The 15,069-nt window shown below is 69.4% G+C and carries 14 protein-coding genes; 3 read left to right on the top strand and 11 right to left on the bottom strand.

The annotated features are described in order from the left end of the window. Positions 1–133: 133 nt before the first annotated feature. From HUA76_RS43620 to HUA76_RS43610, 3 genes are all read right to left on the bottom strand, one after another. On the bottom strand, positions 134–940 hold the full coding sequence (locus HUA76_RS43620; protein ID WP_174464276.1) for a Rieske 2Fe-2S domain-containing protein: 807 nt from the start codon (positions 938–940) through the stop codon (positions 134–136). Continuing rightward, positions 937–1,515, bottom strand: coding sequence for a YceI family protein (locus tag HUA76_RS43615; protein WP_174464275.1), 579 nt, complete (start codon positions 1,513–1,515; stop codon positions 937–939). The genes HUA76_RS43620 and HUA76_RS43615 overlap by 4 nt, the downstream gene beginning before the upstream one ends. A gap of 62 nt (positions 1,516–1,577) precedes the next feature. Beyond that, positions 1,578–2,231, bottom strand: a complete 654-nt coding sequence (locus tag HUA76_RS43610; RefSeq protein ID WP_246137581.1) for a hypothetical protein — start codon at positions 2,229–2,231, stop codon at positions 1,578–1,580. A gap of 618 nt (positions 2,232–2,849) precedes the next feature. Here HUA76_RS43610 and HUA76_RS43605 point away from each other — a divergent pair. Beyond that, positions 2,850–4,574: a GAF domain-containing sensor histidine kinase gene (locus tag HUA76_RS43605; RefSeq protein WP_174464274.1), complete on the top strand. Its 1,725-nt coding sequence runs from the start codon at positions 2,850–2,852 to the stop codon at positions 4,572–4,574. Between the two features lie 5 nt (positions 4,575–4,579). Here the strand turns inward: HUA76_RS43605 and HUA76_RS43600 are convergent, their stop codons facing one another. From HUA76_RS43600 to HUA76_RS43590, 3 genes are all read right to left on the bottom strand, one after another. Beyond that, positions 4,580–5,005: a nuclear transport factor 2 family protein gene (locus tag HUA76_RS43600; protein WP_141646645.1), complete on the bottom strand. Its 426-nt coding sequence runs from the start codon at positions 5,003–5,005 to the stop codon at positions 4,580–4,582. Between the two features lie 132 nt (positions 5,006–5,137). Further along, a complete protein-coding gene (locus tag HUA76_RS43595) occupies positions 5,138–6,571 on the bottom strand; it encodes a hypothetical protein (RefSeq protein WP_174456188.1) in 1,434 nt (477 codons plus the stop codon). A gap of 156 nt (positions 6,572–6,727) precedes the next feature. After that, a complete protein-coding gene (locus tag HUA76_RS43590; RefSeq protein ID WP_174464273.1) occupies positions 6,728–8,380 on the bottom strand; it encodes a HAMP domain-containing sensor histidine kinase in 1,653 nt (550 codons plus the stop codon). Between the two features lie 407 nt (positions 8,381–8,787). Between HUA76_RS43590 and HUA76_RS43585 the strand changes: the two genes are divergently transcribed. Then, positions 8,788–9,120: a hypothetical protein gene (locus HUA76_RS43585; RefSeq protein ID WP_174464272.1), complete on the top strand. Its 333-nt coding sequence runs from the start codon at positions 8,788–8,790 to the stop codon at positions 9,118–9,120. 64 nt (positions 9,121–9,184) lie between these two features. Continuing rightward, positions 9,185–9,985: an acyl-CoA desaturase gene (locus HUA76_RS43580; RefSeq protein ID WP_174464271.1), complete on the top strand. Its 801-nt coding sequence runs from the start codon at positions 9,185–9,187 to the stop codon at positions 9,983–9,985. Here the strand turns inward: HUA76_RS43580 and HUA76_RS43575 are convergent. The 5 genes from HUA76_RS43575 to HUA76_RS43555 form a co-directional block, all read right to left on the bottom strand. After that, positions 9,954–10,955, bottom strand: coding sequence for a cytochrome c (locus HUA76_RS43575; protein WP_217440947.1), 1,002 nt, complete (start codon positions 10,953–10,955; stop codon positions 9,954–9,956). The genes HUA76_RS43580 and HUA76_RS43575 overlap by 32 nt on opposite strands. Further along, the gene (locus HUA76_RS43570; protein WP_174464270.1) at positions 10,952–11,614 is read right to left on the bottom strand and encodes a cytochrome c oxidase subunit 3; all 663 of its coding nucleotides are present in this window, start codon (positions 11,612–11,614) and stop codon (positions 10,952–10,954) included. Before HUA76_RS43570 ends, HUA76_RS43575 begins: the two co-directional genes overlap by 4 nt. A 64-nt stretch (positions 11,615–11,678) precedes the next feature. Beyond that, positions 11,679–13,424, bottom strand: coding sequence for a cbb3-type cytochrome c oxidase subunit I (locus HUA76_RS43565; protein ID WP_174464269.1), 1,746 nt, complete (start codon positions 13,422–13,424; stop codon positions 11,679–11,681). Then, positions 13,421–14,218, bottom strand: a complete 798-nt coding sequence (locus HUA76_RS43560; protein ID WP_371823616.1) for a cytochrome c oxidase subunit II — start codon at positions 14,216–14,218, stop codon at positions 13,421–13,423. The genes HUA76_RS43565 and HUA76_RS43560 overlap by 4 nt, the downstream gene beginning before the upstream one ends. Beyond that, positions 14,215–14,418 (bottom strand): hypothetical protein, encoded by a 204-nt coding sequence (locus HUA76_RS43555; RefSeq protein ID WP_174464267.1) that lies wholly within the window; start codon positions 14,416–14,418, stop codon positions 14,215–14,217. Before HUA76_RS43555 ends, HUA76_RS43560 begins: the two co-directional genes overlap by 4 nt. Between the last annotated feature and the right edge of the window lie 651 nt (positions 14,419–15,069).

The raw sequence follows: 15,069 nt of genomic DNA, 5'->3' as shown, positions 1-15,069 counted from the left end.
TACAAGAGGCCCCACTCGCTCTCGGCGCGCGCGAAAACGTCAAGGGCCTCGTGAGTCCCCACACTCGTGGAAACCCGCGAGGCCCTCCGGTGCAAACCCTCTCACCGACAGAGAGAAGGTCGCCCACCGAGCGTCACTGCACGCCCGTCACCACCACCGCGTCTGGGGTCTCCGTCACGGTGAACTTCTTCAACGGCAGCACCGCGGGGCCCTGCGTCACCTCGCCCTTCGCCGTGAAGATGGAGTTGTGGCAGAAGCAGATGAGGTCCTGCTCCGCCGGCCGCGAGGTCACCTCACAGGCCTGGTGCGTACACAGCCCGTCCACCGCGGACAGCGAGCCGTCCGCCAGCCGGAAAACGAAGATGCGCTTGCCGTAGCCGCCCGGGACGCCCTCCACCACGCTGCCGTTGTCCCGCAGGGTGGGGAACTCGGCGAAAGGCAGGCGCACCTCGCCGCCCACCGCCGACGGGAAGCCATCTTCTCCGGCGCGCAGGTCGATGCTCAGCACCTGCGTCCCCGCGTTGTACCGCGAGGCGAACTTGCGCAGCCCCACCGTGGCCGGCCGCTGCGTCACCGAGCCATCCGCCGGATTGAACTTCGACAAATGGCACGGGCAGACGACCTCCCGGCCGTCGAACCCCAGCGGGCAGGCCGCGTGCGTGCAGAGCGACGACAACACGGAGTAGTCGTCCCGCGCCGCGTGCGTCACGAGCAGCGGCGTGTCCTCGCCCGCCACTCGCACGGTGATGGCCCCGCCCACGCGCTCCAGGTCCGGATAGCGCGACACCAACAGGTCCACCGTGCCCGCGTCACTGGCCGACACGTCCGTCACCGGCGCGGGGTCGATGTCCGGCGCGCAGCCCGGCAGCGCCGTCGCCGCCGCACCCGCCGCGCTCGTGCCGAGGATGCCCTTCAAGAAACCTCTTCGCGACGTGCTCACTTGCTCTCCACCTCGAACACCAGCTTGGGCTCCAGCACGAGCTCGTCGTCCACCTTCACCATCAGCAGCGAGGGACGCTCAATCTTGTAGGACTCCAGGCTGACGGTGAACGAGCCATCCGTCGTCACCTCCGTGGCCGACTTGAACAGCACCGTCACCGGCACCTCCACCTTCTGCTTCACCCCGTGGAAGTCGAGCTGCCCCTTGAGCGTCACCGGCACCTTCGTCGGGAACGTCGTGGGCACCGTCACCCCCGTGGCCGCGCCCTTGAACTCGACGGTGGGGTACTTGGCCACCTCCGTCACTTCCTGCATGTGGATGTCGCGGTTCTGGTTCTCCGAGTCGAAGTCCTTCACGTTGGCGACCACCATCACCTGCAGCGTGCCGTCCGCTTTCAGGTTCGCCTTGCCGGCGATGGGCTTCGCCGTGCCGACGACCTTGTGCGCCGGGTGATTGAGTCGGTACGTGAGGGTGCTGGCGTCCTTCTTCAGCGCATACGCCTTCGCCGTGCCCTGGGCCAGGGCAGGCAGGGAGACAAGCAGGGTGGTGAGCAGCGCCAGTCGTCGAACAGTCATGTCCATCTCCAGAAAATCAATGTCAGCCCACCCGATGCCCAACGGCACGCGGGCGAAAAGATTCAGAAGAACAGCGTGAAGATACCGGCCGACACCGCGCCCAGGGTGGTGAAGCCAACGACCTGGTGCGCGGTGGCGAGGTCCGTCTCCGACAGCCGCCCATACCGGTCCGTCGCCATGATGCCGAGGATGATTTGCGCCACCATCGCCGCCGTCGCGATGGACATGAAGATTTTGTGGAAGGTGATGGTGTCCCACTGGAACTCCTCCTTCTCCAGGGGCTTGGGGGCCAACAGGCCCAAGAGGCCCACGGAGGCGAAGACGACGGAGGTGCCCACGGCGAAGCCGCGGTGCAGACCCAGCAGGTTGCGGTCATCACCGCCACCGCGGAACGAGTCGTTGAACTGGAGCTGGCCAAGCACCGTCGTGGTGACGAGCCCCGCGGCCAGCGCGAACCCCAGCCCCTGGTGCAGCTTGAGCATGGTGCGGCGGCGGTCGAGGCGCGCTTGCAGCTCCGGGTCCACCTTGGCCGCGCCCGCCAGCTCGTCAGGCTCCAGCAGGTCGAAGTCCAGCGAAGGGTCCTCCGCCGCGGGCTGCTGTTCGGCGGGCGCTTCCGTCTTGGGTGCGTCCTTGGGTGGCGGCGACTTCTGTTGGGCGCGAGCGGTGGTGGTGGACAACAAGGACAGGATGACGAGGACGGCGGCGAAACGGTTCATCAGTGGGTATCCGTGAGGGCGCGTGGCAGGTGGCCGAGGCGGACGGGGCTTCAGGGTGTGCCGGGCGTCCTGCTTCCATCATGCCGACGTGACTCACGAAGAACCCGGAACCGATTGCAAAGTCGCCGCAACAGGGACCGGCCAGGGGTTTCGTGGACGCGATGCCAGAAGGCGGAGGCGACCGGAGACAGCCTGCTTGGGAGACCCGAACGAAACCTCCGTGCCAGTGATGACCTCGGAGGAGTGACTCCAAGGTCCAGGCGGGACGGTAGCGCCACACTCCGCGTAGCGGAAGCCGCTTGAGGGGCGGGGCCGTCTGTCCGACAGCCACCTTCCTCCGGGCTCGGGGTCGGAAGCCGGCGGCTGGTGTGTTCACTGGCCGCGCGGAGGACTGACTGCCGCAGGACACTCATCCCGCCGGGGCCGGAAATCCGGCCTGGGATGCGTTTCAGTGCATGGAGCTCGCGGCGTCACCTGCGCCGTCGGGCAGCGCGCATGGAGAAGCATTCGTCCATCAGCCTCCGCTTGCCACCACCCGACGAAGGACAGGGTCCGGGGGGGGATTTGCTGGCAGAAAGCCGCCGGGCCCGTGCCAGCGCCGAACTCGCGCGCGCGCGCATGCGCAGCCTCCAGTCCCTCACGCTGGCCCTCTCCGCCGCCCTCACCCCCGAGGACGTCGCCCGCGCCGTCGTCGTGGAGGCCGTGCGCACCCTGGAGGCGCAGACCGGGGGGTTGTATCTATTGAACGCGGCGGGCACGTCCCTGGAGATGGTCCACAGCGTGCGCTGCCCCCCCGCGGTGGAGGCCGCCTTCACCCACGTCCCCGTGGGCGCCCCCCACGTCCCGGTGGCCGTGGCCGTGCGAGACCGGGCCCCGCTGTGGATAACGGACCTGACCTCCATGGCCGTGCGCTTCCCGGAGGCCGCCGAGGCCGCCCGCCCCGAGAGTGGTGACGTGTCCATCGCCTGCCTCCCGCTCTTCTCCAGGGACAGGACGGTGGGCTGTCTGGCCTTCATCTGGGGACGCGCGCACGACTTCGACACGGAGGAGCGCGCCTTCATCGACATGCTGGCGCAGCAGGCCACCATGGCCCTGGAGCGGGCCCGGCTGCTCGCGGCCGAGCGCGGTCAGGTGGAGCGCGTGGGGCTGCTCCAGCACGCCACCGCGGTGCTCGCCACCTCGTTGGACCTGGGCCACACCCTGCGCGGCGTGGCCCTGGGACTGGTGCCGACGCTGGGCGACTTCTGCATCATCGACGTGCTCGGGCCGGACCACGAGGTGCGCCGCACCTTCCACGCCGCCACGCCGGAGTGCGCGGGCCTGCTCGCCGCCAGCCGCTGGCACCCGCCCGAGCGCCCGGGCACGCCCATCTGCGCGCTCGCCAGCGGCCTTCCCGCCTTCCACCCCGACATCGACGCGGCCTGGGTGGAGGCCACCGCGTGCGGCCCCGAGCAGCTGTCCCTGCTGCGCGCCCTCTCCCCCACCTCCTGGCTGTCCGTGCCCCTGGAGACGCCCGAGGGCGTGCTGGGCGCGCTGACCCTGGGCCACTGTCTGTCCGGCCGCCACCACACCGAGGAGGACCTGGCGCTCGCGGTGGAGCTGGCCCGCCGCGCCAGCGCCGCCGTGCAGAACGCGCACCTCTTCCACCAGACGCAGCAGGCGCTGCAGTTGCGCGACGAGTTCCTCGCCATCGCCAGCCACGAGCTGAACACGCCGCTGACGGCCCTCAAGCTCCAGCTCTCGCGACTGCGGCGGATGTCCTCGGACGGGGACGTGCGCGAACGCACCACGTCGGCCGTGCAGCAGGTGGACCGGCTGGGGCGGCTGGTGCGCGAGCTGCTGGAGGTGGCCCACCTGTCCGAGGGCCGCCTGCACCTCACGCCAGAGCCGGTGGACCTGGTGGACGTGTGCCGCGAGGTGATGGCGCGCTTCACCGAGGAGCGCGAGCGGGCGGGTGCCTCCCTCTTCCTGCACGCCTCCAACGCCGTCCCCGGGCGGTGGGACCACTCCCGCGTGGATGGAATGGTGACGCACCTGCTGTCCAACGCCCTGAAGTACGGCCTGGGGCGGCCCGTGGAGGTGGAGGTGTCCTGCATCCCCGGAGACCTGGCGCGGCTGGTGGTGCGGGACAGGGGCATCGGCATTCCGGCCGAGCAGCTCGCGCACCTCTTCCAGCGCTTCGGCCGCGCGGTGCCGCTGCGGCACTACGGCGGCTTCGGCCTGGGGCTGTGGTTCTCCCGGCAGGTGGTGGAGGCCCATGGCGGGCACATCCACCTGGAGAGCTCGCCGGGGCTGGGCACCACCGTCACGGTGGAGCTGCCCCGGACGCCCGAGTCAGCCTGACGGAGTCATGCCGGCGTGGTGGCGGGGACCTCCGAGCGTCGCGCGGTTCCGTGCGCCAGCTCCGTGCCCAGGGCGTGCGGGTCGTAGTACGCGTAGAAGCGGCGGATGTGCTCTCCGTCCCATTCGAGGATGGAGACGCCCTCGTAGGCCACGGCCGCGCCGTTGTGCGCGGTGCCCTGGGACTCCCATTCGAGCGCCACCCTGTCGCCGGCCTCAATCATGTTGCGGAAGGTGGACTTCACCTGGCGCAGCGTGCCCTTGTACTCGCGCCAGAACTGACGCGCGCCCTCCTTGCCGGAGAAGACCCGCGACGAGGCCACGTTGCTCACGCGCGCATCGTCGCTGAAGAGCTCGATGAGGCCCTCCAGGTCGCCGCTCTCCTCCAGTCTCGACAGTGCCTCCACGAACCGCTCCGCTCGCTCCGTCGCCATCCGCTGCCTCACTCGAATTGAATGGGGGACTTCCGCAAAAAAGGGTGCGCATGCGGCGTCCGAGGTGCCCTGCTTCCAGCCTCCTCCCTTGCCCGGCGGGCGGGCGCCGGGGTGGCCGGCCGCACCTGCCGCTCACGCGCCCTGGGCACGCGTCCACTCCTCGCGGTTCCAGCCGTTACGGACATAGCGCTCGCGCTTCGACTCCGGCAGCGCGTCCCAGGACTGGCCCCGTCCCAGCTCTGGAGGCTCGTCGAAGAGGCCCACGTGCTGGCGGTCCACGGCCTCCTTCGCGCGCTGGGCCGTCAGCCCCTTCATGTCGAAGCCCAGCCGCACTTCCGCCTTGTTCCCCGCCTCCTCCACCTGGGCGAAGACACCCCCTCCGAACCGCGCTTCCTTCAGGTTGAGCGTCGTGTAGCTCCCGGCGAGCTTGCCCACGCCGAGCGAGACCTTCAGCTCTCCGTCCGAGACCTGGCTCACCTTGACGAGCCCCAAATCGAGCTTCATCTCCGACTGGAATCCGCCCTTCGTGTCCTGCGTGACCTTCAGGCCCACCGGCCCGCCCTTCAGCTCCACCCCGCTCAAGCCCTTCAGGTCCACCTTGCCGCGCGAGTCGACCTGCGCCTCGCCCCCCAGCTTGAGGTTGCCCTGGGTCAGCTCCGCCTTGCCCTTCAGCGCGAGGGTGCCGCCCGTGCGCTCTCCGAGGAGCGCTCGCTGGCGGGCATTGATGGCCTGATAGACCCAGTTGGTGGAGGTCGGCGCGCCCACCGCCAGCCGCCACTGCTTCGCATACGCCTCCCTCTCGGGGTCCCTCCGGTCCAGGCCCAGCACCGAGTCGGGCAGTCGCGCGTCCCGAGGCGCCCCGAGCTTGCGCAGCTCGGGCAGGCCCGGCGCGTCCTCCACCGCCTGCGCGTAGCGCCCCAGGTACGCCGCGTGGGCCGCGTGGAACGCCCTCCCCGCCGCGACGGCGTGCTCGCTCACGGCGTGCCTGAGGGACTCCGGCAACGCGGCGTCATTGCGGAGGAACTCCGGCTTGCCCGGGTAGCCCAGGGGCCCCGACGCGGGCTCTCCCGCGAGTCGCTGGAGGACCCCCTTCGCCTCGGCCTGCTTCAGGAAGGACTCGCGGGCGCCGGGGTCCTGCTCCGTGAGGAACGTCTTCAGGAGCCCCTCACGCTCCATCCAGTCCAGCGTCGCCCGGTACGCCGCGGGCGGGAGCTGTCCGAGCAACGTGTGCACCGTCTTCACGTCGGTGTCGCTGACGGCCCAGTCCCCGAGGCCGCGCGTCAGCCGCGCCTGGAGTTCCGACGAGACGTCCGAGGGGACCTCCGCGCTGGGGGCGCGCAGCCTTCCGCCCAGGGCCGCCAGCGCTCCGGCCGACACCGTCGGGCCCGCGACTCCAGGCGACGGCTCCGCGCCTCGGGGGGACGCTCGACTGGAGGGGCCATCGTAGGCGCTCACCTCGTTGCGAGCTTGCGCGGTCGGCGTGCGTGGGAGTGACGGCGTGGGGACCGCGTCGGCGAGGGTGTCGAGGGGAAGGGACGTGCCGCCTGAGGCGTCGATTCGGGACATGGGGTTCTCTCCGGAAGGAACCGCCGGCCCCACTGCATCCGACACACCAACCCCGTGCTCCGAGACGCGCGGACGCGTACTCCAGCACGGGGCATCGCGAGTCGCGGACGCGGAATCTCCCGAGGCGGACGTGCCCTTGCGAGCCGTCCGCCCGCGTCACGCCCGGGGTTGGTAGGGCGCCGAGTCCGGCGGCAGCTCCAGGGAGAAGGTCGTCCCGGCGGCATCCTCGCTCTCCACGATGACCTTGCCGCCGTGGGCCTGGGCACAGCCCCACACCAGGGTCAGCCCGAGCCCCCAACCTTTCGCGAGCCCCGCTTGCGCGGAGCGCGACCGCGAGAAGGGCTTGAAGAGCTGCTCCTGTTCGGCGCGAGGAATCATCCGGCCCACGTTGTGGACGGAGGCGCGCGCGCCCTGCTCGGTCCTCGAGACGGTGAGGGTGACGGGTGCGTCGGACGCGCCATACTTCACCGCGTTGGTGGCCAGGTTCCAGAGGGCTCGGCGCAGCTCGTCCGCGTTCCAGTTGCCCCGGACCTGCTCCGTCGCCTCGAGCAGGAAGCGCTCGCCATGAGCGGTGCTCAGCTCCTCGATGACCTCGCGAGCGATGCCATCCAGGTCGCAAGGCGAAAGCTGGAGCGCGATGCGCTGGCCCGCTCGGATGCGGTTCGCGTCGAGCAGGTCCGTCACCATCCGGTCCGTACGCGCGATGTTCTGGTCGATGCGCCGGGCCAGCTCCCGCCGCTCATCCAGCATCTCCGGGCGCCGGAGGATGAGCTGTGCGCCGACCCTCGCCGCGGACAGCGGCCCCCGCAGGTCGTGAGCCAGGACGGAGACGAAGCGCTCTCGCAGCTCACGCTCGGACTGGAGCGCCGCCACCTTCGCGCGCAGGTCCGAGTAGAGCTTCGCGTTGTCCAGGTGGACCGTCAGTTGCTCTCCCAGCGACTCGAGCCGTCGTCGCTCCCGGGCCGTGAAGTCGCGAGCCGTCGAGATGCCGACGCACATGACGCCTATCAGGGCATGATGCGTGGCCAGCCGAAGCCCGAGCAGCGCCTGGACATCGCTCCGACGAAGGTCTTCGTTCACCTCGAGCGTGGTGGCCTCGGCGTCCTCCGGGGAGAGGCCCGGGTCGTCCACCGACTCGGAGACCTGCGCGGCGAGAGGCATGGCTTCCAGCGCGGGGACGTATCTCGCCAGGGCCTCCTTCGCGACTCCCGCGGAGGCCACCATGATGAGTTTGCGTTGCTCCGTCTCGTTCAGGAGCAGCAGCGCACCCTGGGCACCCAGGGCCTCCATCACCAGCTCGAGGACTTCCGTCAGGCGCTCTCGCAACGAGGCCGCCTCCACCTCGAGCGCCTCGCTGGCCACCTTCTGGATGAGCCGCAGGTAGCGCTTCTCCGTCTGCTCGTCGTCCTGCAGGTGCTCGCTGAAGAGTTCGATGACGGCCGCCGAGGCGCCATGCAGCTCGCTGAAGAGCTGCTCGACTTCCGCGACATCCGGCCGCTCTTCTCGCGGAGCCGTGGCCCACATCATGGAGATGCACCGCCCCAGGAGCGCGAACTCCTCGACGACCTCCGCCACGTGGAACCCCTGGCGAAGCCGCGCGGCCACGTGGCTCTCCACGTGTTTTCGTCGGGTCGCGGTGGGGGAGCCCAACGGCTCGCCGCTGGAAAGCGAGGCCAGGTAGGTCGGCATGATGTTCTTGAGCTCGGGCTCATCCAGCCCACGGGCGGAAGCGGCACGGGTCGCCTTCGCGGTCCACAGGCGGACGATGTCGTCCTGGTGCTCGCGAATGATATCCGCGACGCGCCTCATGATGAGTCCTCGTCGTTTCGAAGCATGCATGCCACACCACCTCTCATCTCCCAGGAGATGTGCCCGCTGGCTCGCCTTGGGGGAGTGAGTGGGGAGGAAGGCGGGCCGTCGGCTTCCTGCCTACCGGTGTGAGCATCCCCGAGTCTTGCTCGACGTACCTCGAGACGAGCGCACGGTGAGAGGCCGTGTGCCCTGCTCCACGAGCGAGCCCCACGACTCCAGGACGAGCGGAGCGCGCACCTTGCCTCTTCAATGCCTACCTTCAACATGTCCATCCCCATCCCTTCAAGCTGACCTTCCCCGCGAAGCGCGCGGTGGGCCGCCGAGGTCCCGCCATGCGCTCGTACACCGTCGATATTCCCGCCCACCTCCATCCTGCGTACTGGCGGCTGCCGAACGAGGTCCGCATGACTGTCGCCCTGCATCTGGTCACCCTCGCGGAGCAGGCTCCGATGACACACGACTCCAACGACGGCGGACCGACCCGGAGCGACATCGGAGGACTGAACGCTGGACACCACCACCTGCTGCTCGGCGGGCTGTGGTTCTCCTACTGCATCAGTCCTCAGGAGAATCTGTTGCGTCTGCTGGATTTTGGCGATGCGAAGATGACGTCACGCTCGACTCCCGCGAGCACGCGCTCCCACTGGCGTTACCACCTGCCGGACCAGGACGTATGGACGAATGAGGGTGGCGCCAACCGAGCCACTGTCCAGCCACCCGACTTCGCGCGGGAATGAACCCTCAATGTCTGTTTCGGGACAGGTCTGACAGGGGAGTGACACGACCCGAGGTTGACCCTGCATGGTCTACCTATTCTTCGCGTCACACTGGACGCTGAGCGTGCTCTTCCAGAGCCTCTTCCAGCACCGCTACGCCGCGCATCGCATGTACACGATGCGGCCTCGCACCGAGCGCGCCCTCCACCTCTGCACCGCGCTGGTGCAGGGCTCCAGCTACCTGGACCCGCGCGCCTACGCCATCCTCCACCGCGAGCACCACGCCTACGCGGACACCGAGAAGGACCCCCACTCGCCCGCGCACCAGAAGAATCCGCTGCGGATGATGTTCCGGACGGCCCAGCGCTACGCGGGCCTGCTCACCGGGCGCATCCAGCCGGAGGCTCGCTTCCTCGGGGGCTATCCCGAGTGGCCCGCGCTCGAGAAGGTCTTCAACAGCTGGCCCGCGCGACTGGGCTTCGGCGCGCTCTACACGCTGTTCTATCGGCGCTTCGCCACGCGACGGTGGCACTGGGCGCTCCTGCCCGCGCACTTCGTGATGGGGCCGGTGCACGGCGCCATCGTCAACTGGTGCGGACACCGCTACGGCTATCGCAACTTCGCGAGCCGGGACGCGTCACGCAACACGCTGCCCATGGACGTGGTGTGCATGGGCGAGCTGTTCCAGAACAACCACCATGCCCGACCCGCGAGCCCTGACTTCGCCGCGCGACGCTTCGAGCTGGACCCCACGTGGCAGGTGATGCGGCTGTTGTCCCGACTGAAGCTCATCCGGCTCGCTCGCGTCCCCACGGAGGATGCACACGTGACGCCCGTGCACCTTCGGGAACGACTCACTGAGCCGAGCTTCGCAGTCGGGTCTTGAGCTCATCGGCCGCGTCCGTGTCGCGCAGCACGACGAGCGTCTGCACGTAGTACGCGAGCGCCCAGAGGTTCTCCTCGGGGATGGCGCCCTTCCACGTGGGCATCGCCGCGCCCCCCACGCCCGAGGAGATGACGCGGTAGAGGTCCTCGCGCTGGCGCTCGGCCGTGTACGTGGAGCCGTCCACCGTGTCTCCCACCGGCCACACCGTGCGCAGCGGCTGGAAGAGGAAGTCTGGAGGCAGCACCTTCTCCGTCTTCGTGGGCTCGCCCTTCGCGTCCACCGCCACCGGGTGGTCCGACTCCCGGGCCAGGGCGGTGTAAGGGTCCATCTTGGACAGGTCCACGTCGCGGCCCAGCGCCTTCTTCAGCAGCGCGGCCAGCTCCGAGCGGGGAAGGTACGCGACATGGCAGCTCGAGCAGCCCGCGTTCCCCGCGCCCGAGACGTGGTAGGCGACCCGGCCTCGCTCGATGGCCTCCGCGTCTCGGCCCCGCCACGGGTCGGTCGACACGGCCAGGGGCTTGCCGGGGACTTCTTCCTTCCAGCGCGGGCTGAAGGTCTTCACGTATTGCAGCACCGCGTCCAGGTCCGCGTCGGGCACGTCCCACGCGAACATCGGCGTGCCGTGCAGGCCGCGACGCAGCGTGCGCTTCAGCGCATCGTCCGTGGGCAGCTCGCCAACCGCGACGCCGCCGAACTTGAAGAGGCCCTGACGGAAGCTGCGAGGCACGGGCCTCATCCCACGCCCCGCGGGCCCTTGTCCGTCACCGAGTTCTCCGTGACAGGACGCGCAGTAGTACGTGTACACCGAGTGCCCGCGAGTGAGCGTCTCCGCCGGGATGACTCGGCCGTCCGCGAGCTTCAGGGGCTCGAAGCTGGGGGCACTCTTCGAGCGACAGCCCGTGAGCACGAGCGGCAACAACACCGTCAGGGCGCGAAGGGTGTTCACACGGAACGTTCCGCGAGGAGTCATGGGAGGTACACCGCCACGAAGAGGAGCACCCACATCGCCGTCACGAAGTGCCAGCCCAGCACGTGACGGCGAAAGGAGGCTCGCACGTCCGCGCCGCGCGTGTGGCGCCAGCAGACGAGGAAGAGATTGAAAGTCACCACGAGCACATGCAGCGCATGCAGCGCCGTGAGCCCGTGGAACGCGGATGCGGAGACTCCGCCCTCGGGGATGCGCACGTGCTCGGTCCACCAGGCCTGATGCGTCCACATCGCCTGGAGCGCGAGGAAGCCCAGCCCCAGGAGCAGGGCACACCTCGCGGGCCACGGTGACTCGCGCCGACGGAGGCCCAGGTGGAGCACGGCGCTCCCCACGAGCAGCAGGAGCCCCGTGAGACTCAGCCCCAACAGGGACACGGGGAGCGTGGGCCACGGCTCGCGCATCCGATACCAGCCCACCGCGAAGGCGAGCGAGGCGAAGAACATCGTCCACGCGGCCAGCCCCAGCACCGTGCCGAGCCACGCGGTTCCCTCCGCGTTCGCGTTCTCCGTGCCGGCGTCGCGCGCTTCAGTCAGCGGCGTCATGCCGAGAGGTTGAGACCTCGAGGGCGGAGTGGCATCGGCGCGCGTCTCCGACTCGGAGGAGCGGGGCCCGTCCACCGCCGGCTTGCGCTCCGCGCTCATGTCGCGCACCTGGGGGCTCGTGCAGGGTTCGACAGGTGCTCGGCTGGACTCCGTCCGCGCTCGCTCATGTCACACTCCTCACGGTGGACACCGTGGCCAGTGCTTCTTCACCGGCACCCTCTCGGGCCACACCTGGCAGGACCTCCGCCTGTCCAATCCAGTCGCGCCCCAGTTGCTCCAGCACCTCCGGTTGCGACAGCGCATGCGGCCCGCGCAGCACCACGGGGACTTGCGTGAAGTTGCCTTCGCCGGGCGGGCTCGATGCACACGTCCACTCGAGCGTTCCCACCTGCCACGGGTTCGCTTCCGCGGCTCGCCCTCGACGCAACGTCCACACCAGGTTCACCACGAACACCCCCTGCGCGGCGCCCAGCAGGAACGCGCACACCGTCGTCCACTGGTTCAGCGGCAACAGGTGCTTCAGGTACGTGTACTGGTACGGGTCATACAGCCGCCGCAGTTGCCCCGCGTAGCCCGCCGCGAGCTGTCCGCCGAACACTCCGAGGAACAGCACCGCGCTCGACAGCACGTGCACCTTCGCGAGTCCCTCGTGCAGCGCGCGGCCGAACATCTTCGGGAACCAGAAGTAGAGGCCCGCGAAGAGGCCCAGGAAGCTCGCGGCTCCCATTGTCAGGTGGAAGTGCCCCACCACCCACAGCGTTCCGTGCAGCGGCACGTCCGTGGCCACCGCGCCCAGCGCGAGCCCCGTGATTCCGCCCAGTCCGAACACCACCATCGTCGCCAGCGCCGCGAGCATCGGCGACGTCAGCCGCACGCTGCCTCGCCACAGCGTCATCAGCCAGTTGAGGAACATCACCTCGGCCGGCAGGGAGATGAGCAGCGTCAACACCATGAACGTGCGACCGAGCAACGGCGACATGCCACTGGTGAAGAGGTGGTGCGCGTAGACGAGTCCACTCAGCGCGGACACCGTCCCCATGGCCCCCGCCGTCAGTCGATAGCCATGCGCGGGCTTGCGACTGAAGAACGCCACCAGGTCCCCCACCATGCCCCACGCGGGCAGGATGAGGATGTAGACCTCCGGATGGCCGAACAGCCAGAAGAGGTGCTGGTACACCACCGGGTCTCCACCACCACCCACCGCCGCCGCGCCCGCGATGAAGAACTGCGTGCCCAGCAATCGGTCCATCAACAGCAACACTGTTGCAGCGGCCAGCACCGGCACGAACACCACGTTCAACACCGAGGCGAAGAACAGTCCCCACACCGTCAGGGGCAGTCGTCCCCACGTCATCCCCGGCGCTCGGCACCGCGCCACCGTGACGACGAAGTTCAAGCCGTACGTGAAGGCCGAAGTCCCCGCGCACAACACCGCCACCGTCACCAGCGTCTGCCCCAATCCGGGCGTGAAGGCCGACGTCGACAGCGGTGGGTACGCCGTCCAGCCAGCGCTCGCCGGCCCGAGCCGCACCGCGAACGAGGCCAGCACCAACACGCCCCCGAGCGCGTACACCCAGTAGCCCAGCGCCGAGAGTCGCGGGAAGGCGAGCCCCCGTGCACCGATGGCCAGCGGCAACACGAAGTGCCCCAGTGCGCCGAAGAGCAGCGGCGTCACCGCGAAGAAGATCATCACCAGGCCGTGCATCGTGAAGACGGCCGTGTACGTGGGAGGCGTCAACGCGCCGTGGGACTCGGGCAGTGCCCACGCGAGCCCAGGCACCGGGCGCCCCGGCCAGGCCCACTGCCAGCGGATGGCCAGCGCCAGCAGTCCTCCGAGCAACAGGAAGCCCAGCCCGCTCCACAGGTAGCGCCGCGCCACGTCCTTGTGGTCGAGCGAGAGAAGACTCACGGCGCCTTCCACTCCCAGCCCCAGTGGGCCGCGCTGTCATCCACGTCGTACGCCTGCACGGCCTGCCTTCCCGCTTCGCGCAGCCATGCGGCATAGGCCTCCGCGGACAGGGCTCGCAGCTCGCCGCGCATGCGGTAGTGACTGGTGCCGCAGTGCTGATAGCAGGCCACTTCCCAGGCACCCTCGCGCGCGGCACGGAACCAGGTCTGATTCACGCGCCCCGGAATCGCATCCAGCTTCACGCGGAAGTTCGGCAGCGAGAAGCCGTGCACCACATCCGTGGAGACGAGTTGCACCCAGACAGGGACTCCCGCTGGCACGCGCAGGTCGTTCCACGTCACCACGTCGTCCGGTGTGTTGAAGCGGCCATCTTCGCCCGCGTAGCGCGCCTCCCAGGACCACTGGTGGGCGTTGATTTCAATCCGCACCGTGCGCGGGTCCTTCGCGGGGACGTCGAGGTTCCACAGCACGTCCCGCAGATAGCCCTCCGAGCCCACCAGCAGCGCTCCGTCCACCACCAGGAACGTGCTCAGCGCCAGGCCGAGCACCCACGCGCGGGAGCGCTTCGTGCCTCCGTCCGAGGCTGCTCGCTTCGAGCCTCGGAAGCGCCACACCGCCACCACCATCCACCCGAGCGCGAGGGCGGCCATGCCCGCCTCGAAGCGATGACTCCAACCCAGCAGCGCGTCGATGCGATGCCCGTCGACACTCGCGTCCTCGGGGAGCGCCAGCGTCCTCGCGCTCGTGGGCGTGTCCAACGATGGCTGGGATTTCTCCTCGACGGACGTGCTCACGCGCCATCCTCCCGGCCCGCGCGCCGCACCGCCCATAGCCCCACGCCCACCACCAGGAAGGGCGTGAGCATCAACCCCACGACCAGGAGCGCGGAGCGCACCGCGGACTCGGGCTCGCGCAGGGAGCACGTCGCACAGGCGAGCACGTCCAGGGGCATGAGGGCCAGGAGGAGCCCGGCGAGCGACAAGGTCCCGCGCATCGTTCCCGCAGGGCAGCGGAACACAGTGCCTGGCGCCTGGATGGGGAGTTCGACTGATTCGCTCACGCGCATCGCTCGCGATGAAAGAACGGATGCGCCTCGTCGCCCCGAGGTGGAGCTCTCTATGGGAATCGCTGCGGCTGCTCCGACTGGATACATGCGCGCTCGAAGCTCTCGGCTCGGAAGGAGGGACACGGCGTCGTCGAGGAGCTTGCGCCCATCCGTCCCTCGCTCCGGAACGTGGGACGCAGCGCCATCGAGTGACATGCGCCCATCCATTTCTCGCTCCGGACGGCAGGACGCGGCGCCATTGAGTGACATGCGCCCATCCGCCCCTCGCTCCGAAACGTGGGAGGCGGCGCCATCGAGTGACATGCGCCCATCCATTTCTCGCTCAGGATGGCAGGACACGGCGGCGTCGCGTGCCATGCGCCCCGTCATCCCTCGCCCCGGAAGATGGGACGCGGCTCGTCGACTCGGAGTGGAGCGCTCTCGCCAGTCATCACCGCTCTCCCGGCTAGCACGCTGCCCCTGAGGCCTCAAGCCACGGCCCCGTCCGCGTTCCCCGGGCCCGCCTGCCCTCGGGGCGGCCTGCTGCCGACTACACCTCGCGAGTAGGCAGGTTGACCCCTGTCCCTCCGACGCGCTTGT

Source organism: Myxococcus sp. CA056, assembly GCF_013336715.1.
In the GTDB taxonomy this organism is placed as follows: domain Bacteria; phylum Myxococcota; class Myxococcia; order Myxococcales; family Myxococcaceae; genus Myxococcus; species Myxococcus llanfairpwllgwyngyllgogerychwyrndrobwllllantysiliogogogochensis.
This window is presented reverse-complemented; position numbering and strand designations above follow the sequence as displayed.